This is a genomic window from Leisingera caerulea DSM 24564, from assembly GCF_000473325.1.
In the GTDB taxonomy this organism is placed as follows: domain Bacteria; phylum Pseudomonadota; class Alphaproteobacteria; order Rhodobacterales; family Rhodobacteraceae; genus Leisingera; species Leisingera caerulea.
This window is the reverse complement of record NZ_KI421513.1, coordinates 2,206,290-2,231,116: the sequence shown is the minus strand read 5'-3', so window position 1 is coordinate 2,231,116 and position 24,827 is coordinate 2,206,290. Positions and strand designations below refer to the sequence as shown.

Annotated in this window: 27 protein-coding genes; 17 read left to right on the top strand and 10 right to left on the bottom strand. The window is 63.7% G+C overall.

All coding sequences use genetic code 11. From position 1 onward, the window contains the following. Positions 1-253 precede the first annotated feature (253 nt). Positions 254-1,099: a 2-dehydro-3-deoxygalactonokinase gene (locus CAER_RS0118005; RefSeq protein WP_027236669.1), complete on the top strand. Its 846-nt coding sequence runs from the start codon at positions 254-256 to the stop codon at positions 1,097-1,099. A 281-nt stretch (positions 1,100-1,380) separates the two neighbouring features. Here CAER_RS0118005 and CAER_RS0118000 read toward each other — a convergent pair whose 3' ends face one another. Then, entirely contained in the window at positions 1,381-2,181 is an 801-nt protein-coding gene (locus CAER_RS0118000; protein ID WP_027236668.1) for a TIGR03084 family metal-binding protein, read from the bottom strand. A gap of 91 nt (positions 2,182-2,272) precedes the next feature. After that, complete coding sequence (locus tag CAER_RS0117995; RefSeq protein ID WP_027236667.1) at positions 2,273-3,286, bottom strand: hypothetical protein; 1,014 nt, start codon at positions 3,284-3,286, stop codon at positions 2,273-2,275. A gap of 363 nt (positions 3,287-3,649) precedes the next feature. On the opposite strand from CAER_RS0117995, the gene CAER_RS30385 reads away from it, so the two are divergent. Continuing rightward, on the top strand, positions 3,650-4,984 hold the full coding sequence (locus CAER_RS30385) for a hypothetical protein (protein ID WP_027236666.1): 1,335 nt from the start codon (positions 3,650-3,652) through the stop codon (positions 4,982-4,984). Positions 4,985-5,050: 66 nt separating this feature from the next. Here CAER_RS30385 and CAER_RS0117985 read toward each other — a convergent pair whose 3' ends face one another. After that, entirely contained in the window at positions 5,051-6,169 is a 1,119-nt protein-coding gene (locus CAER_RS0117985) for a THUMP domain-containing class I SAM-dependent RNA methyltransferase (protein ID WP_027236665.1), read from the bottom strand. Between the two features lie 277 nt (positions 6,170-6,446). Here CAER_RS0117985 and CAER_RS0117975 point away from each other — a divergent pair, with 277 nt between their 5' ends. The 9 genes from CAER_RS0117975 to CAER_RS0117935 all read left to right on the top strand — a co-directional run bounded on the left by CAER_RS0117975 (position 6,447) and on the right by CAER_RS0117935 (position 14,933). Next, a complete protein-coding gene (locus tag CAER_RS0117975; protein ID WP_027236664.1) occupies positions 6,447-8,180 on the top strand; it encodes an ABC transporter substrate-binding protein in 1,734 nt (577 codons plus the stop codon). 154 nt (positions 8,181-8,334) lie between these two features. Then, a complete protein-coding gene (locus tag CAER_RS0117970; protein WP_027236663.1) occupies positions 8,335-9,399 on the top strand; it encodes an ABC transporter ATP-binding protein in 1,065 nt (354 codons plus the stop codon). A 7-nt stretch (positions 9,400-9,406) separates the two neighbouring features. Beyond that, complete coding sequence (locus CAER_RS0117965) at positions 9,407-10,501, top strand: ABC transporter ATP-binding protein (RefSeq protein ID WP_027236662.1); 1,095 nt, start codon at positions 9,407-9,409, stop codon at positions 10,499-10,501. Continuing rightward, on the top strand, positions 10,501-11,364 hold the full coding sequence (locus CAER_RS0117960; protein ID WP_027236661.1) for a carbohydrate ABC transporter permease: 864 nt from the start codon (positions 10,501-10,503) through the stop codon (positions 11,362-11,364). Before CAER_RS0117965 ends, CAER_RS0117960 begins: the two co-directional genes overlap by 1 nt. 13 nt (positions 11,365-11,377) lie before the next feature. After that, positions 11,378-12,175 (top strand): carbohydrate ABC transporter permease, encoded by a 798-nt coding sequence (locus CAER_RS0117955; protein ID WP_027236660.1) that lies wholly within the window; start codon positions 11,378-11,380, stop codon positions 12,173-12,175. Then, a complete protein-coding gene (locus CAER_RS0117950) occupies positions 12,175-12,453 on the top strand; it encodes a DUF2160 domain-containing protein (RefSeq protein WP_027236659.1) in 279 nt (92 codons plus the stop codon). Before CAER_RS0117955 ends, CAER_RS0117950 begins: the two co-directional genes overlap by 1 nt. Before the next feature lie 303 nt (positions 12,454-12,756). Further along, positions 12,757-13,173, top strand: coding sequence for a BlaI/MecI/CopY family transcriptional regulator (locus CAER_RS0117945; protein WP_008555282.1), 417 nt, complete (start codon positions 12,757-12,759; stop codon positions 13,171-13,173). Next, on the top strand, positions 13,163-14,305 hold the full coding sequence (locus CAER_RS0117940) for a M56 family metallopeptidase (protein WP_027236657.1): 1,143 nt from the start codon (positions 13,163-13,165) through the stop codon (positions 14,303-14,305). The genes CAER_RS0117945 and CAER_RS0117940 overlap by 11 nt, the downstream gene beginning before the upstream one ends. A gap of 379 nt (positions 14,306-14,684) precedes the next feature. After that, the gene (locus CAER_RS0117935) at positions 14,685-14,933 is read left to right on the top strand and encodes an EF-hand domain-containing protein (RefSeq protein WP_027236656.1); all 249 of its coding nucleotides are present in this window, start codon (positions 14,685-14,687) and stop codon (positions 14,931-14,933) included. Between the two features lie 121 nt (positions 14,934-15,054). Here the strand turns inward: CAER_RS0117935 and CAER_RS0117930 are convergent, their stop codons facing one another. The 6 genes from CAER_RS0117930 to CAER_RS0117905 are packed head-to-tail and all read right to left on the bottom strand — an operon-like array spanning position 15,055 to position 19,939. After that, entirely contained in the window at positions 15,055-15,279 is a 225-nt protein-coding gene (locus CAER_RS0117930; RefSeq protein ID WP_027236655.1) for a hypothetical protein, read from the bottom strand. Further along, positions 15,276-15,449, bottom strand: coding sequence for a hypothetical protein (locus CAER_RS30200; RefSeq protein WP_167332326.1), 174 nt, complete (start codon positions 15,447-15,449; stop codon positions 15,276-15,278). Before CAER_RS30200 ends, CAER_RS0117930 begins: the two co-directional genes overlap by 4 nt. A 1-nt stretch (position 15,450) precedes the next feature. Next, a complete protein-coding gene (locus tag CAER_RS0117920; protein ID WP_027236654.1) occupies positions 15,451-17,328 on the bottom strand; it encodes a nitric oxide reductase activation protein NorD in 1,878 nt (625 codons plus the stop codon). A gap of 4 nt (positions 17,329-17,332) precedes the next feature. Next, on the bottom strand, positions 17,333-18,127 hold the full coding sequence (locus tag CAER_RS0117915) for a CbbQ/NirQ/NorQ/GpvN family protein (protein WP_027236653.1): 795 nt from the start codon (positions 18,125-18,127) through the stop codon (positions 17,333-17,335). Positions 18,128-18,130: 3 nt separating this feature from the next. Beyond that, positions 18,131-19,474, bottom strand: a complete 1,344-nt coding sequence (locus CAER_RS0117910) for a cbb3-type cytochrome c oxidase subunit I (RefSeq protein WP_027236652.1) — start codon at positions 19,472-19,474, stop codon at positions 18,131-18,133. A 12-nt stretch (positions 19,475-19,486) separates the two neighbouring features. Beyond that, positions 19,487-19,939 (bottom strand): c-type cytochrome, encoded by a 453-nt coding sequence (locus CAER_RS0117905; RefSeq protein WP_027236651.1) that lies wholly within the window; start codon positions 19,937-19,939, stop codon positions 19,487-19,489. Positions 19,940-20,063: 124 nt separating this feature from the next. On the opposite strand from CAER_RS0117905, the gene CAER_RS0117900 reads away from it, so the two are divergent. The 4 genes from CAER_RS0117900 (at position 20,064) to CAER_RS30075 (ending at position 21,367) form a co-directional block, all read left to right on the top strand. Beyond that, positions 20,064-20,276 (top strand): hypothetical protein, encoded by a 213-nt coding sequence (locus CAER_RS0117900; RefSeq protein ID WP_027236650.1) that lies wholly within the window; start codon positions 20,064-20,066, stop codon positions 20,274-20,276. 178 nt (positions 20,277-20,454) lie between these two features. Then, on the top strand, positions 20,455-20,661 hold the full coding sequence (locus tag CAER_RS0117895) for a cold-shock protein (protein WP_027236649.1): 207 nt from the start codon (positions 20,455-20,457) through the stop codon (positions 20,659-20,661). Positions 20,662-20,799: 138 nt separating this feature from the next. After that, a complete protein-coding gene (locus tag CAER_RS0117890) occupies positions 20,800-21,030 on the top strand; it encodes a DUF982 domain-containing protein (protein ID WP_084299582.1) in 231 nt (76 codons plus the stop codon). Further along, the gene (locus CAER_RS30075; protein WP_209320223.1) at positions 20,927-21,367 is read left to right on the top strand and encodes a hypothetical protein; all 441 of its coding nucleotides are present in this window, start codon (positions 20,927-20,929) and stop codon (positions 21,365-21,367) included. The genes CAER_RS0117890 and CAER_RS30075 overlap by 104 nt, the downstream gene beginning before the upstream one ends. A gap of 208 nt (positions 21,368-21,575) precedes the next feature. On the opposite strand, the gene CAER_RS0117880 is transcribed toward CAER_RS30075, so the two are convergent. Then, positions 21,576-22,271 (bottom strand): Crp/Fnr family transcriptional regulator, encoded by a 696-nt coding sequence (locus tag CAER_RS0117880; protein ID WP_027236646.1) that lies wholly within the window; start codon positions 22,269-22,271, stop codon positions 21,576-21,578. Positions 22,272-22,513: 242 nt separating this feature from the next. Here CAER_RS0117880 and CAER_RS0117875 point away from each other — a divergent pair, with 242 nt between their 5' ends. Then, positions 22,514-23,707 carry an NnrS family protein gene (locus CAER_RS0117875; protein WP_027236645.1) on the top strand — a complete coding sequence of 398 codons (1,194 nt, stop codon included), beginning with the start codon at positions 22,514-22,516 and terminating at the stop codon, positions 23,705-23,707. A gap of 121 nt (positions 23,708-23,828) precedes the next feature. Further along, positions 23,829-24,827: a cytochrome-c peroxidase gene (locus tag CAER_RS0117870; protein ID WP_027236644.1), complete on the top strand. Its 999-nt coding sequence runs from the start codon at positions 23,829-23,831 to the stop codon at positions 24,825-24,827.

Below are 24,827 nucleotides of genomic sequence, written 5' to 3'. Positions count from 1 at the left end.
CGGCCGGCCAGGGGGCAGGCAGTGCCCGGCCCCGGCTATTGCATCGTACTGGAAACCGCGCTCCAGGCGCAGTGCCGGGTGGCATGTCTTCTGCACAAATGCCCGGCGTTCTAGCTTATGACGGGCATACCGGCGGACAGGGTCCTATTCTAACGGGTATCCGGGCCTATACTGCTGCGTGCCGCGCCCTTGCCGGAAACGGGAATCACCGCCATAAGCGCAGGCGACGCCATGGCAGAGAAATGAGGATATCATGAACCCTCCCCAAAGCGCGGCCGGCTGGCTGGCTGCCAATCTGGACGGGCTGACGCTCACCGCCTGGACTGTGACGGACGGCGCCCCGGCCCCTGCGCAGGTGCTGCAGCTGCCGAACGGGAGCCCTGCCGCGCTGGCCGCGAAACTGCGCCAGGCCATGGGCGGCGGCACCTTTCCAGTGGTGCTGGGCGGCAGTGGATTGGTGCCTCCGCGTCCGGTCCCGGCTGTGCCGGCGGAACTGCCGCTGAGCGGCATCCGTCTGGAAGCGCTGGAGGTTCACGCGCTGCCCGGCTTCAGCCAGGCGGCGCCCTGCGGCGTGATGCAAGGCGCACTGGCCAAGCTCAGCGGCTTCCTGCAGCTGAACCCGGATTGGGACGGCGTGGTGTGCCTGCCCGGAGCGGTGACCCACTGGGTGCAGGTGAGCGCCCGCGAGGCGGTCAGTTTCCAGAGCGCCCTGACCGGGCAGCTGGCGCAAGCAGCGGCACAGGCAACGGGACTGGCGGCGGCAGGCGATTGGGACAAGGCCGCGCTGGCGGACGCGGCAGCGGACGGAATAGCCAAGCCGGAATTGCTGGCGGCCCGGCTGGCCTCGGTGCAGGCTGCGTCGGTTCTGGGGCAGATGCCTGCCGCCTCTGCGCACGCCAGGATATGGGGTCTGCTGCTTGGTGCCGAACTGGCCGCGGCGCGGCCGTATTGGCTGGGCCAGAACCTGGCATTGATCGCAGAACCGCCGCTGCAGGCGCTCTATGCGGCGGCGCTGGAGGCGCAGGCGCTGCCAGTCAGCCTCGCCGATCCCGCCCGAATGGCGCTGGAAGGGCTGACCCGCGCCTGGAATGGACGCTGAGCGGACGCGGCTGCTTCCCGGCTGGGCCGAATGCTTGCGAAGGTGCCGTGTTAGGAACCCGCCCACCGCCTGCGTCCGAGAAAACAAAGCGCTCCCGCGCCTGCAGGTGACCCGGCTGCGCCGCGCGGAGCGCGGCGCTACGCCCAACGGGCACAGGCCGTCCGCCAGGACGGCCGAAGCCGGGCGGGAGCCCTTCGCCGCCCATTGCCCATTTGCGGACCGGCACTGAGCCTTTTCCGGGACTTAGCCGGGCTTCGAACATAGCGGAGCGGGTCTTTGCATCAGGCCTTTGCGGTGAAACGGCTGCCTTTGCCGGGGGGCGTTTCCGGCGGGCCGGCAAAACATTGGGCGATGCGCATCCATTTCTGCGCCGTGGCGCCCGCCACCTGCAGGCTGGTATCGGCGGCATTGCGGACCTGCGTGACCACCTGCGCGAACTCCACTGCGCTGCCCTTCACGAAATTCCCGCCTTGCGGCTCGTTCCACTCCCAAACGGCGTCCGACGGTCCCGTCAATTGCACAAACGGCGCGGGCTCCGGCACGTCCAGTCCGCGGTTGGCGAAGCTCCAGCCGTAGGTGGCCACCCCCAGATGCGCGATATTGCGGATGCGGTCCTGTTCCTGCCGCTGCAGACCCAGCAGGTCAAAGACTTCCTGGCCATGCGCCCAGGTCTCCATCTGCCGGGCAGTGATGGCGCTCAGCGCGCTCATGTCCGGCCCGATCCATTTGAGACGCCCCTTGGGGTCCGCGGCGGCATAGGCATCGGCGCAGCGCTCTGCCCCTTGCCGCCATGCCTGAAACAGCGCGCGGCCCGACAGGCCATTCAGCCAGGGGAACTGGCACTCGAGGATAGACTTGCCCGCCTGCATGTCCTGCAGCACCGGTGCGATGAAGGCGGCGAATGCCTCCTCCCCTTGCAAAGACGCCTCCGCCGCCGCGTTGAACAGGTGCAAGTGTCCCAGCACGTGGTCGATGGTCCAGTCCTTGAACTGGGTTGTCCGGTGGAATTCCGCCTCCGGCAGATCCTCCAGAATGGCTGCCAAGGCGCGGCTTTCGGCGCGGAAATCTTCGGCCTGCTGCATAATCCATCCCCCCATGTGCGGCAGGCAGAAGGATAGCCGCCCGGACCTCATCGCTGAAACCTGGACGGCACGTCACAGAAGGGAGAAACCGTCAGCCCCCGGACATCGCCTTGAAGGCGCGGCCTGCGGCTTCGAAGTTGCGGCTGAGCGGGGATGTGAGCCGGGACTGGGCCGCGTAGTATGCCCCGGTGCGGCAAAGCTGCGCGGCGAATTCCGGGTGCACCCCGGCGTCGTCATACTTGCGCACCCGCTCCTGGCTGAGCCAGCCGCGGCTTTTGACCTCTTTCTGGATCAGCTCCAGGCGCTGAACGCAGTGCAGCGCGGTGTAGGCCGAGAGATACTCCAGGTATTCGCCAATTTCATGGCCGCAGGCCGGATCGAAGGTTTCGATCATCACGTCGGCCATCTTGTCCGGCGCAATCGGCCAGGTCTCGTCGCCGATGAGCCAGGCAAAATCCTCCGCACCGTGGCGCAGACCTGCATATTCAAAGTCGAACCAGCGGACATACCCGTCTGCGCCGATCGCCGCGTTGCCCGCGCGGCAGTCCCATTTCAGGAACTGAACCCCCGGCTGCTCCATGTACTGGGCCACCGCCGGGTAGTCAAAATCATCCGGGATGCCCATGGAGTAAGCCTCCAGCGCCTCTACCGAGCTGATGAAATTGCGGACCCAGCTGCGGTTGGCGCCGAGATGCGGCAGCACCGTGTGCAGCTCAGTCTTGCGGGCTGCTGCCTGGATGCGGAAGATCGCGGCGCAGGCCTCGGCCGCGAGGTCGAGCTGGTCGGCCTCCCCGTGCAGAATGATCTCTTCACTCAGCCGTGTCTCGCCAGTGTCGGACTGGAACAGCACGTCCTTGTGCACCCCCAGCACCCGCGGAATGTCGTCGCAATGGGGCGCCAGCTGCTCCAGCACGTAGGCTTCCAGATGGGTGCGGCGGAAATTGGCACGCAGGGTGGCAATCGCCGTGCGGTCTTTGAAATGCAGCCGCAGCGAGGAGCGCGACTTGCCGCCCGGGGCGGTGATCTCCACAGGCTCCTCGCCGAGCACCTCCCGGGCCGCCGCCGCGATATACGCAGTGCGGTCGTCGAATTTTCCGTCAGCCATAGCCTGCCCCCTTCCCGGAACGCTGCCCGGACTCCGGTCAGCTTACCCCTCTCCGGTTAACGACCTAGCGGGTAAAGGCGGCAATATTCAGGACAGATTTGGGCAATCACCGCAGGCCGCAGGCCGATTCGCACGAGCCGGACGCGAGTGGCGCGGCGCATTGGAGAGGGATTGCCTCACAATCACAGGGCGCGCAGGGAGATTGTTTCCGGAATCTCTCCGGCAATAGCGTAATTTGTCTAAAATGTGCCGAAAATTTGGCCCTTCTGATCGGCTTTCCTACCGTTGTCTAATGCGCGATTGCGTCCTGTTTCCAGGTCAATCCGCAGTTGTGATTCAAGGTTTGCCTGGGGGGGTAGAAATATGGGCCGGGGACATTATTCGTGGGGCTGGGGCGGCAAGCAGGCTTGCGGTGGCAACAGCTATTATAACGGCGGCGTGCAAGGCGGGCATTTCGGCCGCTGGTACGACAGCCACCTGTCAGACCGCTATGGCTGGAACGGCAAGGGCTACAAGGCCTGGCGTGAAGGCGGGGAGGATGAGGAAGACGGCTCAGGCGGCACCAAGGGATCCGGGGGCACAAAAGGATCCGGCGGCACCAATGGATCCGGCGGCACCAAAGGCTCCGGCGGCACCAAAGGATCCGGCGGCACCAAGGGATCCGGCGGAACCAAAGGGTCCGGCGGCACCAAAGGATCCGGCGGCACAAAAGGATCCGGCGGTAGCAAAGGGTGCGGCGGCAAAGACCATCACGGCACAAAGCACTGGTGGTACCGCGAGGAAGATGACTGGAAAGGCTCAGGCGGAACCGGCGGACCGGGCGGCTCGGGAGGAACGAGGGGATCCGGCGGAACGCATGGCTGCGGCTCGGGCACCAAGGGTTCCGGCGGCACCAGCGGCTCCGGCAGCGGCGGGACCAAGGGATCCGGCGGGACCAAAGGAAGCGGAGGCACCAAAGGCTCCGGCGGATCGGGCGGGACCAAGGGCACCGGCAGCACTGGCGGCGATGACAGCGGTAAGACCTCGGTGTTTTTCGAAGTCGGCGGCAATGGCGATCCAAGTGTCACCATCGAGGTGCTGCAGACGCCGGAAAACCAGCTGTTCATCAAGATGGAGCCAACGTCGTGGGACGGTGAAGTGGCCGATACCGACGGGCTGTTCTTCAACATGGCGGATGATGCCAGCGTTGGCGGGCTGAACTTCTTCCCGGACGAGAATGCGCTGCCAGTCACCGGCCATGAAGCCAGCGCCAATTCCGTCAATGCGCTGGACACCGGCACCACCGTGCCCGGCAGCTTCGACGCGATGGTGCAATTCGGCCAGGTCCCGGACAGCACCGACGGCACGGTCACCAATGCCAATTTCACCCTGTGGTCCGACGCCGGGCTGACATTGGAAGACATCGACCTCAGCAGCATGTCGCTGGTGGTCAGCAATCCGGACGGCTCGCAACAGGTGCTGGAGGGTGGTTACGACCCGGCGACCGCAGCCAGCAGCGGCAGCGCTTATGCCAACGGCGGGGTCACCGGCGAGGGCCTGAGCAACTGGTATGACGCCAACCTGGCGGGCCAGTTCCAGGACGGCGGCAGCGAGCCCGGCGCCGAGGACTTCATGGCGCTGATGAACCTGCCGGTGGGCGGCACAATGCCCAGTGGCGGCACTGAGGGCGGCACAGGCGATATGTACGACATGGGCTAAGCCTGCCTGCCGGATTAACCGGACCGGAGGGCGCCGCAGGGCGCCCTCTTGCGTCTCCATGCCTGCTCAGGGCAGCGGGTCTGTCTTGAACAGGCGGATCTTCAAGCCGCCGTGGGCAACCGGCGCGCCGAACGGCAGGAAGGGCAGATTGGTGGCCTTGGCCAGGCCGGTTTCCGAGGTGACGATACCAACCCGCCAGCCGGAGAAGCGCTCCTTCAGCACCTGCCCCAGGGCACCGTAGAGGGCAAACAGCAGTTTCTTGTTGCCGATCCGCGCGCCGTAGGGCGGGTTGACGATGACCAGGCCGGGCGGGCCGTCCGGACGCTGCAGATCGCTGACCGCGGCCTGAGAGAAACGGGTGCAGTCCGCCACGCCGGCGCGCTCGGCATTGGCAGCGGACATCTCCACAGCGCCTGCGTTGCGGTCGGAGCCGTGGAACAGCAGATCCGTTTCGCGTGTTTCGCCCTGCTGCTTGAGGTCTGCCCAGGCGTCCGCGTCAAAAGTCGCCAGCTGTTCAAAGGCAAAGCTGCGGCTGCGGCCGGGCAGCAGGCCCTTGGTGATTTCAGCAGCCTCGATCACAAACGTGCCGGAGCCGCACATCGGATCCACCACCGGCTCTGTCCCGTCAAAGCTGCATTCGCGCAGGAACAGGGCGGCGAGGTTTTCGCGCATCGGTGCCTTGCCGACGGCGGATTTATGGCCGCGTTTGTGCAGCCCCTCGCCCGAGGTGTCGACGCTGAAGACGCAGAGATTGTCCTCAATGCGCAGCTTTACCGTCAGCCCGGCGTCTTTGGTGACGGGGGCGCCAAGTGTCTCGGCAATGGCTTTCTCCACCCGCTGCGCGGCGGCGCCTGCGTGGTAGATTTTCGATTTCTTGTTGGTGGCGACCTCCACCTTCACCGGCACCTCCGGGCGCAGCACATCGCCCCAGGGGAACTTGCGCGACCGCTTGTCGAGCTGAGCCAGGTGAAAGGCGCGGAATTCGCCGATCCGCGCCAGAACCCGCGCGGCGCCGCGCACAGAAAGGTTGGCACGCCACACCTCACGCCAATCCCCCTGCACCGTGACCCCGCCCGGCACCGACTTGGGGGCGGCAAATCCCAGCTCCTTGGCTTCAGCCAGCAGCGCTTGCTCCAGTCCCGGCGGTGCGGTCAGGAAGATCTCGAATGTGCTTTCTTGCGTCATGCCGCCTCTGTAGCGGGAATGCCCTGGCACGGCGACTGCTTTTTCACTGTTGAGAAGGCGAAAAGAAGCGTTGCGTCACAACTGGAGATGCTGCGCCGCGGCATGGCCTGCACGTGCAAATGCCGCCCGTTGATGATGAATTTTTTTATGCAAAAACAATACAATAACACTTACTAAAAAATTAGTTTGACAACATAATCCAACCTATGAAAGCTCTATGGCAGTCAGATGCAGCCAATGCATAGCTGGCTTTAAGCGACTTTCAGGGAGGAAAAAGATGCGGAAGTATCTTTTGTCCGCAGCCGCCGTTTGCGCGATGGTTGCGGGATCGATTGGCTATGCCGACGAAATGGCGGCCAAGAAATGGATTGATGAGGAATTTCAGCCTTCGGTGCTGACCAAGGATGAGCAGCTTTCGGAGCTGCAGTGGTTCATCCAGGCAGCAGAGCCGTTCAAGGGCATGGAGATCAACGTGCTGTCGGAAGGCATCCCGACGCACTCCTACGAGTCCGAGGTGCTGACCAAGGCCTTTGAGGAAATCACCGGCATCAAGGTGAACCACCAGATCCTGGGTGAAGGCGAGGTCGTTCAGGCCGTGCAGACCCAGATGCAGACCAAGCGGAACCTCTATGACGCCTACGTCAATGACTCCGACCTGATCGGCACCCACTCGCGCCTGCAGCTGGCCTACAACCTGACCGACATGATGGCAGGCGAGTTCAAGGACGTGACCAACCCCGGCCTCGATCTGGATGACTTCATGGGCACCCAGTTCACCACCGGCCCGGACGGCGACCTGTACCAGCTGCCCGACCAGCAGTTCGCGAACCTCTACTGGTTCCGCAAGGACTGGTTCGACCGCGAAGACCTGCAGGCCGCGTTCAAGGAAAAGTACGGCTACGACCTGGGCGTTCCGGTCAACTGGTCCGCGTATGAGGACATCGCCGAATTCTTCAGCGAGCACGTCAAGGAAATCGACGGCACCGCGATCTATGGCCACATGGATTACGGCAAGCGCGCGCCGGACCTTGGCTGGCGGATGACCGACGCCTGGCTGTCGATGGCCGGTGCCGGTTCGAAGGGTGAGCCGAACGGCGTGCCGATCGACGAATGGGGCATCCGCATGGAAGAAGGCTCCTGCAACCCGGCCGGTGCCAGCGTGACCCGCGGCGGCGCGGCTAACGGCCCAGCGGCGGTATATGCGATCCGCAAGTGGGACGAATGGCTGCGCAAGTATGCCCCTCCGGGCGCCGCATCCTATGACTTCTACCAGTCGCTGCCTGCACTGGCGCAGGGCAACGTGGCGCAGCAGATCTTCTGGTACACCGCCTTCACCGCCGACATGGTGAAGCCGCAGTCCGAAGGCAACAACACCGTCGACGCCGAGGGCAACCCGCTGTGGCGGATGGCGCCCAGCCCGCACGGCCCCTACTGGGAAGAAGGCCAAAAGGTCGGCTATCAGGACGTGGGTTCCTGGACCTTCCTCAAGTCCACCCCGCTGGACCGTGCCCAGGCTGCCTGGCTCTATGCCCAGTTCGTGGTCTCTAAGACCGTGGACGTGAAGAAGTCGCACGTTGGCCTGACCTTCATCCGCGACTCTTCCGTGAACCACGAAAGCTTCACCGAGCGCGCACCCAAGCTGGGCGGCCTGGTAGAGTTCTACCGCTCGCCTGACCGTGTGGCATGGTCGCCGACCGGCATCAACGTTCCGGATTACCCGAAGCTGGCCCAGATCTGGTGGCAGCAGATCGGTGACGTGAACTCCGGCGCCTTCACGCCGCAGGAAGCGATGGACCGTCTGGCCGAGGAAATGGACATCACCATGGGCCGGATGCAGCGCGCAGACGAGCAGGCGAATGTCTATGGCGGCTGCGGCCCGCGCCTGAACGAAGAGAAAGACGCGGAGTGGTGGTACGCCAATGGCGGCGCCAAGCCGCCGCTGGAGAACGAGAAGCCGCAGGGCCAGACCGTCAACTATGACGAGCTGGTGGCCCGCTGGGCAACCAACTAAGGCCTCCTCCCGGTCCGGCCAGCGTTCCCCATCATCTGGCCGGGCTATTCAGGCCCCGGAGACCCTTTCCCGTCATCCGGGGCCTTCTTCCCCAAAAGACAGCGCGCCCCTGCCCCGCGCGCTAACAGGCCGCCTGCCGGAAAGTCAAAGCAAGATGGCACTCGAACTCAAGGGTGTGACCAAGCGCGTCGGCGCTATTCAGCACATCAAGGAAACCTCCCTGCTGCTGGAGCCCGGTCACTTCAACGTCCTCCTCGGCGCCACCGGCTCCGGAAAGACCTCACTTATCAAACTGATGGCGGGCCTCGACCCGATGGCCAGCGGCCAGGTGCTAATGGATGGCGAGGATGTCAGCCGTCTCAGCACCCAGAAGCGCAACATCAGCTTGGTGCATCAGTTCTTCATCAATTACCCGCATATGACGGTGTTCGAAAACATCGCCTCGCCGCTGAAGGTGGCTGGCATGGCAAAGTCGGAAATCGACGCCCGTGTCGAGGAAGCCGCCGCGATCCTGCAGCTGAAACCGATGCTGCACCGCCGCCCGCATGAGCTGTCCGGCGGCCAGCAGCAGCGCTGCGCCTTGGCCCGTGCGATTGCCAAGGAAAGCCGCGCGGTGTTCCTGGACGAACCGCTCGCCAACCTCGACTACAAGCTGCGCGAGGAACTGCGCGACCAGCTGCCAGAACTGTTTGCAGGCCGCGGCGCAGTGGTGGTCTATGCGACCTCCGAACCGGAAGAGGCGCTGCTGTTGGGCGGCAAGACCGCGCTGATGCGCGACGGCCGGGTGACCCAGTTCGGCCCCACCGCCGAGATCTACCGCAACCCCGGCAATGTCGATGCAGCACGAGTGTTCTCAGACCCGCCGATCAACACAGCCGAGATCACCAAGCAGGGCAGCACGGCCCTGCTGGGCGCAGGCGTCACCTGGGAGCTGAGCGGTGCCGCCGCCGGGCTGGCCGATGGCACCTACACCATCGCCATCCGCCCGCACCACGTGCTGCCTGTGGCGAAAAACGGCGCCCATGTGCAGCTGTCAGGCCAGGTGCAGGTGACCGAACTGTCCGGCTCCGAAAGCTCTGCCCATTTCGAGATGGGCTCCGGCAGCTGGGTTTCGCTGGCCCACGGCGTCCACCCCTATCAGGTGGGTGAGCTGCACGACTTCTACATGGACCCCGCGCAGGCATATTTCTTTGCCCCCGACGGCAGCCGCGCGGCGTGAGGCATCAATGGCTAAAATAACTCTCTCAAAACTGCGCCACAGCTACCTTTCGACGCCGAAATCCGACTCGGATTACGCGCTGAAGGAAATCGACCTCGACTGGACCGACGGCGGCGCCTATGCGCTGCTCGGCCCCTCGGGCTGCGGCAAATCCACCCTTTTGAACATCATCTCGGGCCTGCTGGTCCCTTCCGAGGGCCAGATCCTGTTCGACGGCAAGGACGTGACCGCCCTGCCCCCGGATCAGCGCAACATCGCGCAGGTGTTCCAGTTCCCGGTGATCTACGACACCATGACGGTGTACGACAACCTGGCCTTCCCGCTCAGGAACCGCGGCCGGGACGAGTCCACTGTGCACCAGCGGGTGATGGCGATTGCCGAAATGCTCGAAGTCACCGGGATGCTGGATCAGAAGGCGGCAGGATTGTCACCTGACAATAAACAGAAGATCTCCATGGGCCGCGGGCTGGTGCGCGAGGACGTGAATGTGGTGATGTTCGACGAACCGCTCACCGTGATCGACCCGCACCTGAAGTGGAAGCTGCGCTCCAAGCTGAAGGAGCTGCACCAGCGGGTGAAGGCGACGATGATCTACGTCACCCACGACCAGACAGAAGCGCTGACCTTTGCCGATCAGGTGGTGGTGATGCAGCTGGGCGAGGTGGTGCAGATCGGCACGCCGGTGGAGCTGTTCGAGCGCCCCGCGCATACCTTTGTCGGTCATTTCATCGGTTCACCGGGGATGAACATCCTGCCCTGCAGCGTGCAGCACGGCGCCGCCGTGTTTGCCGGGCAGCAGATTGCGCTGGAAGGCCCCATTCAGGGTGCCGCAAACGGCCAGACCGAAATCGGCATCCGCCCTGAGTTTGTCTCGCTGTCGGACACCGGCCTGCCCGCGACCGTCACCAAGGTCTCTGACATCGGCCGCCACACGGTGGTGGAATGCGAGGCCGGCGGCCAGCGTATCAACGCCATCACCGATGGCGCCGCCCCGCAAAAAGGCAGCGCCGTGCACCTCGCCTTCCGCCAGGACATGACCCGGCTTTACGTGGATGGCTGGCTTGCCACCTCCCCCGCTGCAAACGAACAAGGAGCGGCCTGATGAAAACCGAAAACCAGAAAGCCTGGTTCTTTGTGCTGCCGGTGCTGGCGCTGGTCGCCTTCAACGCGCTGATCCCGATGATGACGGTGGTCAACTATTCGGTGCAGGAGACCTTTGGCGACAACGTGTTCTTCTGGCAAGGCCTGGACTGGTTCCAGCAGATCCTTCGCTCGGACCGCTTCCACGCCGCGCTTGGCCGCCAGTTCATGTTCACCTTCCTGATCCTGATCATCGAGGTGCCGCTGGGCATCGCCATTGCGCTGTCGATGCCGCGCAAGGGCTTCTGGGTGCCTGTCTGCCTGGTGCTGATGGCGCTGCCGATGCTGATCCCGTGGAACGTGGTCGGCGCGATGTGGAACATCTTCACCCTGCCCGACATAGGCCTGCTGGGGTATTTCCTGAACCACGTGCTGGGCATCAATTATGACATGACGCAGGATCCGGTTGCGGCCTGGGTGACCATCGTCACCATGGACGTCTGGCACTGGACCTCTCTGGTGGTGCTTCTGTCCTATGCCGGCCTCGTGTCGATCCCCGACGCCTATTACCAGGCGGCCAAGATCGACGGCGCCACCAACTGGGCGGTGTTCCGGTTCATCCAGCTGCCGAAGATGAAAACGGTGCTGACCATCGCCATCCTGCTGCGCTTCATGGACAGCTTCAACATCTACACCGAGCCGTTTGTTCTGACCGGCGGCGGCCCCGGCAACTCCACCACGCTGCTGTCGATCGACCTGGTGAAAATTGCGCTCGGCCAGTTCGACCTCGGCCCTGCAGCTGCCATGTCGCTCATCTATTTCGCAATCACTCTGTTGGTCAGTTGGCTGTTCTACACGCTGATGACCAAAGACGACCTGAACTGAGGGAGGGAGACAGATGCAGAAACGCACCATCGTTCCCATCGTCTATATCCTGTTTCTCATGCTGCCGATCTATTGGCTGGTGGCGATGAGCTTCAAGACAACCAATGAAATCCTGTCGGGCTTCTCGCTGTTCCCGCAGACCTTCACGCTGGAGAATTACGCAACCATCTTCACCGATCCCAGCTGGTACTGGGGCTATATCAACTCGATCCTCTACGTGACGATCAACACGGTGATCTCGGTCGCGGTGGCGCTGCCGGCAGCCTATGCATTCAGCCGCTACCGGTTCCTGGGCGACAAGCAGCTGTTCTTCTGGCTGCTGACCAACCGGATGGCGCCTGCCGCCGTCTTTGCCCTGCCGTTCTTCCAGCTTTACTCCGCCGTTGAACTCTTCGACACCCACCTGGCCGTCGCTCTTGCGCACTGCCTTTTCAACATCCCGCTGGCGGTCTGGATCCTGGAGGGCTTCATGGGCGGCGTGCCCAAGGAGCTGGATGAAACCGCATTTGTTGACGGCTATTCCTTCCCGCGCTTCTTTGCGACGATCTTTGTGCCGTCGATCAAGGCGGGCGTGGGTGTGGCAGCGTTCTTCTGCTTCATGTTCTCCTGGGTGGAGTTGCTGCTGGCGAAAACCCTGACCGCCGTCGCCGCCAAGCCGATTGCCGCCACCATGACCAAGACCGCGTCGTCCGCGGGTTATGAACTGGGGCTCTTGGCGGCTGCGGGAACTTTGACAATCATTCCGGGCGCCATCGTGATCTGGTTTGTCCGCAACTACATCGCGAAGGGTTTCGCGATGGGGAGGGTGTAATGCTTTCATGGATGGCCTGGACCTGGCCCACTGCCCTGCTGTTCATCGGCATCTTCACCGCCATCGGCGTGCTGATCATCGCTGAGATCCGCCACCCCGGCGGCGCGGCCCGTAAGGGCGTGCTGGGCCTCACCACCACCCGCGGCGACCGGCTGTTCATCAGCCTTCTGGGCACCTCCTACATCTTCCTGGCCTGGCTGGGGCTGGTGGGAATGCCGCTGTGGTGGCCGCTGGGGCTGTCGATCGCCTGGGGCATCTTCTGCTTCTGGAAGGTCTGACTTTGCCCCCCGCGGTTCAAGGAGGCCGCAGGCCCCGCGAAAGCGGCTTGTCCTTGACGCGCAATTCTTAAACACACTGGAGACGGGCCTTGAAGGCAGACCTGCCCTTCAAGGCCTTCTCAGCCAAAACCGTCAGCGTGTGCACCAGGCACCTTCTCCGAGGCCGGCACGTCGCCTTGCCCCCAGCTGAATAAGAGCGCGCGGCAGCGCACAATTTGACAACAACAGCCCCGCCGCCGTGCGTCTTCTAAAAAAATAGTTTTCACGGGAGCCCCCTTCCCCTAGCATGACTGGAACGATCAAATGAGCCGGACAGCCGAGGCGATGCGCAAGAAACACGACACTTCCCTGCTGACAGAAGTCGAGCTGGAATTCATGACTGTCGTCTGGGACCTGGGCGGCGGCACCGTGCGCGATATCCTGGCCGAGCTGAACAAGGTGCAGGAACGCGCCTATACCTCGGTGGCCACGGTTCTCAAGATTATGGAACAGAAGGGCTTTCTCACCAGCGAGCGCAAGGACCGCTCATTGGTTTACCGCCCCGCCGTTCCCAAGGCAGAGTATCAGAAAACATCTCTGAAAAACCTTTCGAGCAAGCTTTTCAACGGCGCGCCCGCCGCATTGGTGGCGCGGCTGGTCGATGATGAGGATGTGACCGACGAGATGCTCGAGGAGATGCGGGCGCTCTTGGAGGAAAGGCTGGGGGACAATGCCAACTGAGGTTCTGCTGAACGCCTATATCGACCTGAATATTCTGCTGCTGGCCGGCACTGTGCTGTGGTTCGCCGCCCGCAAGGCGCTGGCGCGCAGCCCGCTGGGACGCGCCTACCGGCCGCAGCTGCGGCTGCTCAATGGGATGACGGTGCTGCTGGCGGCTTCGCCGGTGCTGATCCTCGCCTTCACCCATTATGTCACCGCCCATCCGCCGAACTTCTCCGATATGCTGGTCTCGCAATACCTGCAGGGCAATGTCAGCATGAGCGCCGGCACGTTCGAGGCCACCCTGGGCCTGCGCGAGGATGCGGTGCGCGGGCTCACCAGCCTGCAGCCGCTGTGGGCACAGGCCGTTGCCGCGGCATTTGCCGCCGGGGCGCTGATCTGCCTGGCGCATGTGGCGGTGTCCGTCTTCCGCCTGCGCCAGAACCTAAGCGGCGCCTTCACCTGGAAACGCATCGGCCGGGTGCAGCTGATGGTTTCAGATGACATCCGCGTGGCCTATTCCACCCGCGGGCCGTTTTGCCGCTATGTGGTTCTGCCCTCGCCGCTGCTGAACGACCCGAGCGACCTGCGACTGACCATTGCGCATGAACTGCAGCACTTCCGCCAGCGCGACATCGAATGCGAGTTCCTGCTGGAGATGCTGCGCCCGCTGCTGTTCTGGAACCCTGCCTTTTACATGTGGCGGCGCGAGGTGCGGCTGCTGCGCGAGTTCGCCTGCGACCAGGCGCTGATGGCGCGGCCCCGGTTTGACGTGCGCGCCTATTGTGAATGCCTGATCCGCGCCTGCGCCCATGCCGCCCGCGGCCCGGCTCTGTTTACCCGCCGCAGCCCGGCAGTGGCGCTGGTCGACCGCCGCGAAACCCGCCGGGGCGCATCGCTGCAGCGGCGCATCATTGCGGTGACCGCCGTTCAGCCGCAGCAGCCGAACTCCCTGGGCTGGGGGCTGGTTTCCCTGGCCATGGCCGGGGCGGTTCTGGCAACAGCGATGCTGCTGCAGCGGCCCAGCGACTGGAGCCATGACCGCATTATGCTGTCGACCATCGTCAATCTGGAACGGATGGCAAACCGCAACACTGCACCGGATCTTGCCGTCAGCGCCTTGAATGGCGGCTTTGCGGTTCCCGCCCAGTAAGCCCGGAACACCCGTCCACTGCCCGTTCTGCAAGCTGCCGTGCCTGTCGCGGCGGGCGGAATGCGCGCTTGCAACCCGGCTGTCCCCGGCAGGAACCATGGTAACCGCTTTCCTCTTTCAAGATGCCGACCAGTGCAGGCGCTAGCACTGGCAGAATTTTGCAGTACCGGCAGCCGGGCTTGAGCGGAGAAAGGACCAGCCCGTTTCCAGGGCGGCAAAGCGCCGAAGCCAAGGCGCTGTTACGGCGGTGCAGCGCCTGAAATTACGCTCTTTGACCAAGGGGATAGCGTCTGGCGCAGGCACGGCCTAGCTCTATTCCACGGCACGCGGAACACCGTGGCCGCAGGTAGAAAACAAACAAACGAATGGAGTGTCTCACATGAAAAAATTCGCGCTGACCGCCGCCGCTTTTGCTGCTCTGGCTGCTTCGCCGCTGGCTGCGATGGAATCCATCACCGAGGCTGACACGGATGGCAACGGCACCTATTCGCTGGAAGAACTGCAGGCGGCCTATCCGGATCTGACTGCAGAAACCTTTGCCACCATTGACTCCAACGCCGATGGCGAAGCTGATCTCGCCGAGGTGCAGGCAGCGGAAGAAGCCGGCTTGCTGGCAGCAGAAGGCTGATCCCGCGGCAAGGCGGCTTCCCCACCCCCCGAGCCGCCTTGCCACCTGATGTCCCGCCGGTCTTAAACGGTGCCGGGGCCCTGCAATGCGGGGCCCTTTTTCACGCCGCCATGCGGCGGGGTCAGCCGCCGTCCGCCTGCCGCTTCAGCCGCTCGATATGGCGGGAAAAGACATAGGTCAAAGGCACACCCAGCAGCAGTCCCCAGATAACCGACTCATAAGGTGTCAGCACCCGCCAGCCGATCCAGCTGGCAATCAGCGAGGCAAAGAAGATGTTGACGGCCGCCGCGCCCGCCCCGAACGGGTAAAGCGCTGCCAGCAGCCGCCAGGAGGGCTGCGGTGTCATCGGCGGCTCACCAGGTATTGGACGAACCCCAGGCTGATGATCAGCGCGATGGAGCCCACCAGGAACCAGAACTCCGCCGTTTCAGTCTGCGGCTGCGGGATCGGGCGCTCGAAAGTGGCGGCAAAGGCGCTGGAGGGGGCCAGCAGGGCGAAGGAGAGAATGTGTTTCATCTCAGTGCTCCATGGTCAAGGATTGATAGATTTCCGGCAGCGCTCGGGGCAGCCGGTCCGGGTCTGGCAACAGGGTAAAGCCGGCGCGCCCGAAGATGCGGGCAAACCAGTCCTGCCCGTCGGCGTCGATCACCACGCCGTGCACCGACTGGCCCAGAGCGCGTGCCTCGCGCACCGCCATGCGGCTGTCCTCGATGCCATGCACACCTTCGTAGTGATCCAAGTCGTTAGGCTTGCCATCGGTCAACACCAGCAGAAGGCGGCGTTCGGATCCTTCCTCTGCCAGCTGCGCAGAGGCATGGCGGATTGCGGCGCCCAGACGGGTATAGTGGCCAGGCTTGAAGCCACCGATGCGGGCTGTGACCGTCTCTGACATCGGGTCTTCAAACCCTTTTGCGCGGGTCAGAAACACCCGGTCGCGGCGCAGGGAGGAGAACCCCCAGATGCCCAGCCGGTCGCCTGCGGTGGCAATACCGCCGGCGAGGGCCGCCAGAGATTCACGGGCGGTCCCGATCACCGGGCGGTCGCCGACCGTGGCCTCGGTGGAGCGGGAGCAGTCCATCAGAACCGCCACGCTCAGGTCGCGGGCCATCGGGCGGCTGGCCTGCCAGACCCGGTCGCTGCCCTGCTGGCCGCAGGCGAGGTCGACGTGGGATTTCACAACCGCTTCCAGATCCAGCTCGTCACCATCCAGCTGCCGCGGCAGCATCACCCGGCGCGGGTGCAAGGGCGCGAATTGGCGGCGCACGCGGGTGACCAGCTTCGGATCGGGCTGGAAGCTGTCCGCAGGCTTGCCTTCGGCTTCCAGCACGCGAGCGTGGGCGGGCATGTGCTTGCCCAGCTTGTGGTTCCATTCGGGATAGGTGAACTGGCCCGCCAGCCGCTCATGCTCAGCATCCTGCGGCGACAGGTCCAGCGAGATCCGCAGCCGCGAGGCCGCGCGCTTCATGTGCTGCGAGAGGGTGAGGTTGTCCTGATCCTCGGCCGCCTTCTGGGCGTTCTCGTTGTCGTCGTCATCGACCATCCGGTTGATGTTCAGGCTTTCAGCCCAGGACAGGATGGACTCGAACCGGTGGACGATGAAGCTGTCTTTGCGGGTGGTCTGGTCCTGATCCTGCCGCTTGGCCGTCTTGCGTGTTGAGACCGCGAGTCCCGGAGTTTTCATTTCCTCGGCCTCAGGTGCTGCCCCCCGGCCCGCTTGCGGCACTGGCAGACGCAGCCAGAACGGCACCGGCTGATAGGTCCGGTAGCCGCGCGGTTCGGTGCAGGCACAGGGTTCGGCAACGCGGCAGGCGGAGCCGATCTGATCCAGCACCATCCGCTCAATCCGCGCCTCGAACCGCGGCAGGCCGTTGCGCTTGCGGGTCCCCGCAACATGGGCACAGAACGCGCCATAGGCAGAGCGCAGACCCGGACAGGCGGCAAACACCTGATCCGCGGCGCGGGCATTGGCAGTGATTTCCAGCTGGTCGGCCTGATAGCGGTCCTCATTGCGTTCGGGCAATTCGATCATGGCGGCCATTGCGGCCAGCCACAGGTAGGCCTTGCGGTTCAGCTCGGGGCTGGGAAAGGCCGCCATTTCCGGCGGCAGGCGCAGGCGCTCGCCGTCGAAACTGGCCATATGCACCATCTCCCGCGGAGTGCCGATGCGGCGCAGCCGGTCCGGGCGGTGGTCCGACAGCACCGCGGGCGCCACCTGGATTTCCACACCCCCGGCCCCGCCCAGCGCCCGGAACAGCGCCGCCACGCTGGCGCGCATGTCCTCGAACCGGACGGTGTGTTCGGCCCCATCCTCTGCGGCGCCGAGCCGCGTGGCCATGCCGTGCCACAGGTTGCCAACCGTTTCTTCGGGTTCCAGAAGGTCGAGAGCGTGGATCATGGCATCACCCGTAGACGCTGGCGGCAAGGTCGCGCAGCGCCTGCTGCACATCACTCTCATCGCTCAGGGGTTCGATGATGGCGGCCTCGACCGCGCGCTCCACGCCCATGCCCTTGGCGATCAGCGTGGCGGCATAGATCAGGAGACGGGTAGAGACGCCCTCCTCCAGGTCCATGCCGGAGAGCTTGCGGATATGGCCCGCCAACCGCACCAGCGCGGCGGAGCGGTCCTCGTCCAGGCCGCTTTCAGCAGCGACCACCGCGGTTTCGGCAGAGGCTTCCGGGAAGTCGAAGCCGATCGACAGGAAACGCTGCCGGGTCGAGGGCTTCAGCTTTTTCAGGATGTTCTGATAGCCGGGGTTGTAGCTGGCCACCAGCATGAAGGGCTTGGGCGCGGCCAGCTCCTCGCCGGTGCGGTCGATCACCAGGCGGCGGCGGTCGTCGGTGAGCGGGTGCAAGACCACGGCCACGTCCTTGCGGGCCTCGACCACCTCATCCAGGTAGCAGATGCCGCCCTCGCGCACCGCACGGGTCAGCGGACCATCGACCCAGACCGTCTCGCCGCCTTTCAGCAGGTAGCGCCCGATCAGGTCGGCGGCGGACAGGTCGTCATGGCAGGCAACGGTGTGGAGGGGCAGCCCGAGCCGGGCTGCCATATGTTCCACAAACCGCGTCTTGCCGCAGCCGGTGGGCCCCTTCAGAAGAAGGGGCAGACCGTTGGCTTGGGCCATCTCGAAGACGGTGCATTCATCGCCTGAGGGACGGTAGAAGGGCACGGAAGGCATGTTCATCGCGTTCATGGCTTATTCTCCCGGTACGGCCGCGGGGCCGGGTTTGATGACTTCGCGGCGGACCACGACGGTTGCGTAGATGAACAAGAGCGCACCCACCACCACCACCGCGCCAGAGCCGAGGCGCATCAGGTAGAACAGTCCCAACTGGTCCTGCACGTCCATGTAATAGTCGCCGACAATGCGCTGCATATGGGTCTGGATGGTGCCGGCAAAGGTCAGCACAAAGGTCATGAACGCCATGCCGCCGGTCATCAGCCAGAAGGAGGCCATGTTCAGCACCTGGTTATAGGGATCGCGGTTGCGCAGTTGCGGCATCGCATAGGTGAACATCGCCAGGTTCATCGCCACATAGGCTCCGTAGAAGGCCAGGTGCCCGTGGGCGGCGGTGATCTGGGTGCCGTGGGTATAGTAGTTCACCCCGTGCAGCGTGTGCAGGAAACCCCAGACGCCGGCGCCGAAGAAGGCCACGGTGGAGGCACCCAGCGACCACAGGAGCGCGGCCTTGTTCGGGTGGTTCTTGCGGCCCTTCCAGACCATGACAAAGGCAAAGCTCATCATCGCGAAGAACGGGATCACTTCGAGGGTCGAGAAAATCGAGCCGATCCACTGCCAGTAGCCAGGCGTGCCGATCCAGAAGAAGTGGTGGCCAGTGCCCAGGATGCCGGAGAACAATGCCAGCGCCACGATGACGTAAAGCCACTTCTCCACCACCTCGCGGTCAACACCGGTCAGTTTCAGCATCAGGTAGCCAAGGATTGCAGCCATCACCAGTTCCCAAGTCGCTTCGACCCACAGGTGGACAACGAACCACCAGTACATCTTGTCCAAGCTGAGGTTGTCCGGGTTGATGAAGGCAAAGATCCACAAGAGCGACAGCAGCCACAGGCCCATCAGCAGGATGTTGGTGATCGCGGTCTTGCGCCCCGCCAGCACGGTCAGGGAGATATTCACGAGGAAGATCACCGCCGCAACCAGGATGCCGAACTTGACCCACAGGGGCTGCTCCAGGAACTCCCGCCCGCCGTGGATGCCCACGAGATAAGAGCCGACTGCGCCCAAGGTGCCGACGACCAGAATGGCCAGCTGTATGTAGGCGAGTTTCACCGAGAACAGCTCACGCTCGGATTCTTCCGGCACCAGGTAATAGGCAGCACCGAAGAAGCCCAGCAGCAGCCAGACGATCAGCGCGTTGGTGTGCAGCATCCGCACGATGTTGAACGGCAAAAGCTCGCTCAGAGTGTTGGGCCAGACATAGATCCAGCCGGCCAGCAGACCGCCCAGGACCTGAATGGCAAACAGGCCCATGGCCACCATGAAGTAGGCGTAGGCCACCTTTTGTGATTGATATTTCATTGTTTCTCTCCCTCAGCCTGCGTCGTTCGGCGGCCAGTTCTGGGTATCGGTCTGATCCGCCCAGCGCAGGAATTCGGCCAAGGCCTTGGTCTCTTCCTCGGTCAGCTCGAAGTACGGCATCTGGCGGCGGCCCTCGATGCCGGAGGGCTGCGACTTCATCCAGCCGTCGAGCATTTCATAGGCGCCTTCGGGATCGTCCAGCATGCCCCAGCGGGTCATCACGTTGCCCACTTCGGGGGCAAAATAGGCGCCCTCGCCATGCAGCGTGTGGCAGTTGATGCAGGAATGGCGTTCCCACACATGCTTGCCCTGGCGCACCTCGTCGGTCAGCTCCATGCCAGCGGTGGATGTTTGGGTGATATAACGGTGGCTGTGCGCGGTCATGGCCACGAACACGACGACGAAGAACAAGGAGCCCCCGTAGAACACGTTCCTGGCCCGCGACTTGGTAAGTATCTCTGACATATCGCGGTCCTGAGTACAGTTGCGGATAGGCCCTGCCTAAACGTGCGCACCGCCGCATATGTTGTTGAAGCGCAAAGACCGGGCGCATTGCTGCACGCAAAATGCAGGAAAAGGAGGATGCCCGATGCGACGCCCCGATTTCGACAATCCCGACCTGCCCTTGTCAGAGCTGTTCCACCACTGGCCCGCCTGCGCGGGCGAGTTCATGAACCGTCAGATGCTTTGCCCCGGCTGCCCGATCGCCCCCTTTCACACGCTGATCGACGCCTGTGAGGAATACGGGCTGGAGGAGATGGCGTTCCGCGAGCAGCTGAAGGGAGTGGCGGGGGCTGTTTGAAAACTATTTTCAAGATATTGCCGATGGTCCCTTGCAATCGCGGGTCGCATACCCCACCTTGATGGAGCAAAGCTTCTTCCTACGACCTTCTGTTTCCTCACGGCCCCAGTTGTTCTTATGTTGACACTGGGCCGGGCTATCGCGTGTTGCGGATAGCATTTCAAAAGGAGACGACACGATGGCTAATGGCACCGTGAAATGGTTCAATTCTCAAAAAGGTTTTGGTTTCATCGCGCCCGAGCACGGCTCGCGCGACGTTTTTGTCCATATTTCCGCCCTGGAACGCTCTGGCATCCAGCAGCTTGACGACGGCCAGGCCGTGACTTTCGACATCGAAAGCGGCCGCGACGGACGCGAGTCCGCCAGCAATCTCGCCCTCGCATAAGCCGCTGCCGGCCTGAAACTCTCAGCGGGAGCATGTTGCCATGCTCCCGTTTCGCGCATCTGCCGGACCTGTCTTTCAGATGCGGTTTTCCATAATACAGAAAGATAAAACTTGATTGAAATCTCCTGGGGCACTCCCATGACCATTTTCCTGCCTTCCGAGGGCCGGACCCGAAAAATCACTACAATCGAACAAGCCCATTTCTGGCTGCAGAAAGCCTGGCCGGTTTCCGACCGCAACCGGGATGTTGCGCTTGAGAAGATTGATGCAGCCATGGACTGTCTCGCGCCCGTCGGCGCCGCCCGTGCCGCATTCCTCTCGGCAGTCAGCACCGCTGGTTTTCAAGCAAACGCTGCCGCCGCCGCGTAACCTGCCGCGTTTGACCGGCGCAGCCGCTGCAGCGCCGCTTCCACCGGCCTTCTGGCGCAGTTGGAAGAAGGTCCGAACTGAACTCTCGCGCGCGCACTTGAAACCTCCCCAAAATCAGCCTCACAGGAGTGAACAGATGTCCAAGCTTAATACTGAGGAATTGAAACTTGCCGGCCTGACCCGCAAGGAAACGGCGATGGAAAAGACCGCGCGTGCAGCGCGTGAAATCCTGGAGGATGAAAACGAATTGCGCCGCAACAAAATTGAGCGCCTTAGACGTTCCCGGCTTCAATACGAGCGCGGCAACCAGCCCCTGAACGACTCCCAGGACAAGTGACTCGGGCCCGAAATGGCCAATTGAACTGAACACCGGGCATGGCCGGGCTGCCAGGCGGCGCGGACAATAACTTCTGCGAATGGCCTTACGGCTTTTGCGCAAGGTTTTCTTTTGCATCCGGGCAACCTGTACGCGGGCCTGCTGATCCGCGCTTCGCCTGCACCCATCCGGCCGGACAGCGGAACACGGCCCGGTCTGCCCGCGGTTGCTACCCCTGCGCCCCGCTCAGGACTACCAGCCTATGCGGGTCCGTCACCACGATGTGTTTGCGGGTGGAGTGCACGATGCCGTCCTTTTCCCAGGCCGACAACAGGCGGCTGACGGTGTGCAGCGTAGTGCCGGTCATCTCTGAGATATTGCGGCGGGTTACCGGAAAGGCGATTTCGATCCCCTCCTCCACCTTGCGGCCCGACTGGGTCACCATCCGCAGAAGCGCCGCCGCCACCCTTTGCTCCACCGCCTGTGTGGCCAATTCGGTGATCCGCGTCTGCATCTCCCCCAGCCGCTGGCCCAGGGTGCTGTAGCTTTCGGTGGCAAAGCCCTGGTACTTGGAAGTGAACTCCCCCCACAGCCGCACCGGCCAGGACAGGGCCAGCGATTCCGAGGCGGCAATGGCCGTAGCCGGATAGGTGTCGCGGTTCAGCGCGGGCGCGATCCCGAACAATTGCCCTGGCGAAATATGCAGCGCGATGATCTGCTCGCCGCCCTCGGTCGTCTTCACCACCCGGATATAGCCGTCCAGCAGCAGGTGGAACCGCTCGGCATCATGGCCCTCGTGAAAGATCTCCGTCCCCTCGTCATAGCGTTTAGGCAGCGCCTGGTCGAGGATTTCACGGATCTGGCCGCGTTCCAGCTGGCTGAAGGGCGGCAGCCCGGTCAGGAGGCTTTCGTCGAGCTTGGACAAGAATGCACCGCAAGTTTGCTGAAGGACAAAGAGGTCACCCCGCCGTTATCGCATAGTGGCGGCAGAGGAAACAACCGTGCGGGAAAAAACGGGAACCCGGATCCGGGGGAGCCTCCCTCCTCCCAGCCCGCCGGAGCTGATCCACGGGGTTCGGCGAAAGATTGCGTCCCTTGCGCTGAACCGGCGGGCGGCACCTGACCAGTGCCGCCCGCCTGACGTTGACCGGACGCATGGAGGCCACCATGGCTGCGCGAACCGAATACACTGGCCCTATTCTGTTTTCCTTCGGCTTCAGGCCGTTCTTTCTGGGGGCTTGCCTGTTTGCTCTGACGGCAATTCCCGCTTGGCTGCTGATCTGGCGCGGCGATCTGGATTACAGCGGGCCGTTTCCGGCGACTGACTGGCACATTCACGAGATGATCTTTGGCTATGGCGCCGCGGTGGTGGCGGGCTTCCTGTTCACCGCAGTGCCGAACTGGACCGGCCGGATGCCCGCGCGCGGCTGGCCGCTGGCGCTGCTGTCGGGAGTGTGGCTGTTGGGGCGGATGGCAGCGGCGGGCTGGCTGGGGCTGCCCGCGCTGGGTGTGATGGTTGCCGACTGCGCCTTTCTGGCCGCAGTCATAGCCATGATCGCGCGTGAGATCATTGCCGGCGAGAACTGGCGCAACCTCAAGGTCCTGGTGCCGGTTACCCTTCTGGGCCTCGCCAACGTCTGCTTTCACCTTGAGGCGATGACCCAAGGCACGGCGGATTTCTCGCGCCGTTTGGGCATTGCGGTTCTGATCTTTCTGATCATGCTGATCGGCGGCCGGATCATTCCCAGCTTTACCCGCAACTGGCTGGCCAAACGCGGGGCTGCAAAGATGCCGGTGCCGTTCGGGAAATTCGATGCGGTGACGCTGGTCGTCGGCGCCGCGGCGCTGCTGGCCTGGACCGCCGCGCCCTGGGCCGCCCTTAGCGGCGCGCTGCTGCTGGCAGCCGGTGTGCTGCACCTTGTGCGGCTGGCGCGCTGGCGCGGCCTTGCCACCCTGCCGGATCCGCTGCTGCTGATGCTGCACCTGGCTTATGCGCTGGTGCCGGCCGGGCTGATCGCCGCGGGCGGGGTTCCCTTTGGCCTGCTGGAACCTGCGGCGGCGGCGCATATCCTGGGCATCGGCGCCATCGGCGGCATGACGCTGGCGGTAATGATGCGCGCCACCATGGGCCACAGCGGCCGCCCGCTGGTTGCTGGCCCTGCCCTGACCCTTGCGTTCATGCTGCTGCTGGGCGCTGCCGCCTTGCGCCTTGCAGGCAGTGCAGAGCTCGCCGCTGGCTGGGACGGGATCACCGTTTCGGCTGTGGTATGGACCGCGGGATTTGCTTTGATGGTGCTGAAAACCGGGCCCTGGCTGGTCACCCGGCGCATCGGCCCCAAGAAAGTTTCCGGAAAGCCTTAGCCCGGGGCGGTGGCCCGCCTGCTCTGCCCCAGCAAACATGCATGTCTCACGCAAAATTAACGGCCTTCTCAGATGCTGCCATTCCGGGTAGGTAGAAATGGATTGCTAGAGGAGGTCCTGAATGCAGTGGAAAGCTGCCGCCGCTGTGGTGCCGCTGCTGTTTTGGGCTATCCAGAGCCTGGCGCAACCCGCCGGGCTTGATGCGTTCCGGCGTCCGGATACGGTACCGTTCCCCGAAAACGCGCCGTATGACCGCGGTGTCGCCACCCTGGGCAAGATGCTGTTTTTCGACCCGCGCTTGTCCGGCGCACAGAACATCAGCTGTTCCAGCTGCCACAACCCCTCCTTCGGCTGGGAAACCCCGGTGCCCAAGGCAATCGGCGCTTCCGACAACCCCGTGCACCGCCACGCGCCGACGATCCTGAATGCCGCCTGGATCACCCCGCTGTTCTGGGACGGACGGGCGGCCAGCCTGGAAGAGCAGGCTGTCGGCCCGATCACCGCACCGGATGAAATGAACGCGAGTTTTGAGGACATCGTCGCCCGCCTGACGGCAGTGACCGAGTACAAGGCCTGGTTTGAGCGGCTGTTTCCCGGCCAGGGCATCCGCAAGGAGACCATCCTTACCGCACTGGCAACCTATCAGCGGACAATCGTCAGCGGGGTCGCCGGCTTTGACCGCTGGGTCAGCGGCGATACCAGCGCGGTATCAGAAGCCGCCAAGCGCGGCTTTACTTTGTTCACCGGGCGCGCAAACTGCGTGTCCTGCCATTCCGGCTGGATGTTCACCGACAACAGGATGCATGATATCGGACTGCCCGCCACGGACCTGGGCGGCGGCGGCGTGCCGCCGCAAGACCCAACCGGGTACTTCCGCTTCAAGACCCCGGGGCTGCGCAATATCGTCTTGCGGGCGCCCTATATGCACGACGGGTCGCTGCCGTCGCTGACTGCGGTCATCCGTCATTATGCCGATGGCGGCGCTGCCGGAATTGAGCGGCAGACGGACATCAACGGGTTCGCCGCCAGCGAGGGCGATATTGCAGACCTGATCGCCTTTCTTGAGACACTGACGGACAATGAAACCAATGTGCCCACACCGATCCTGCCGGCCAATTGA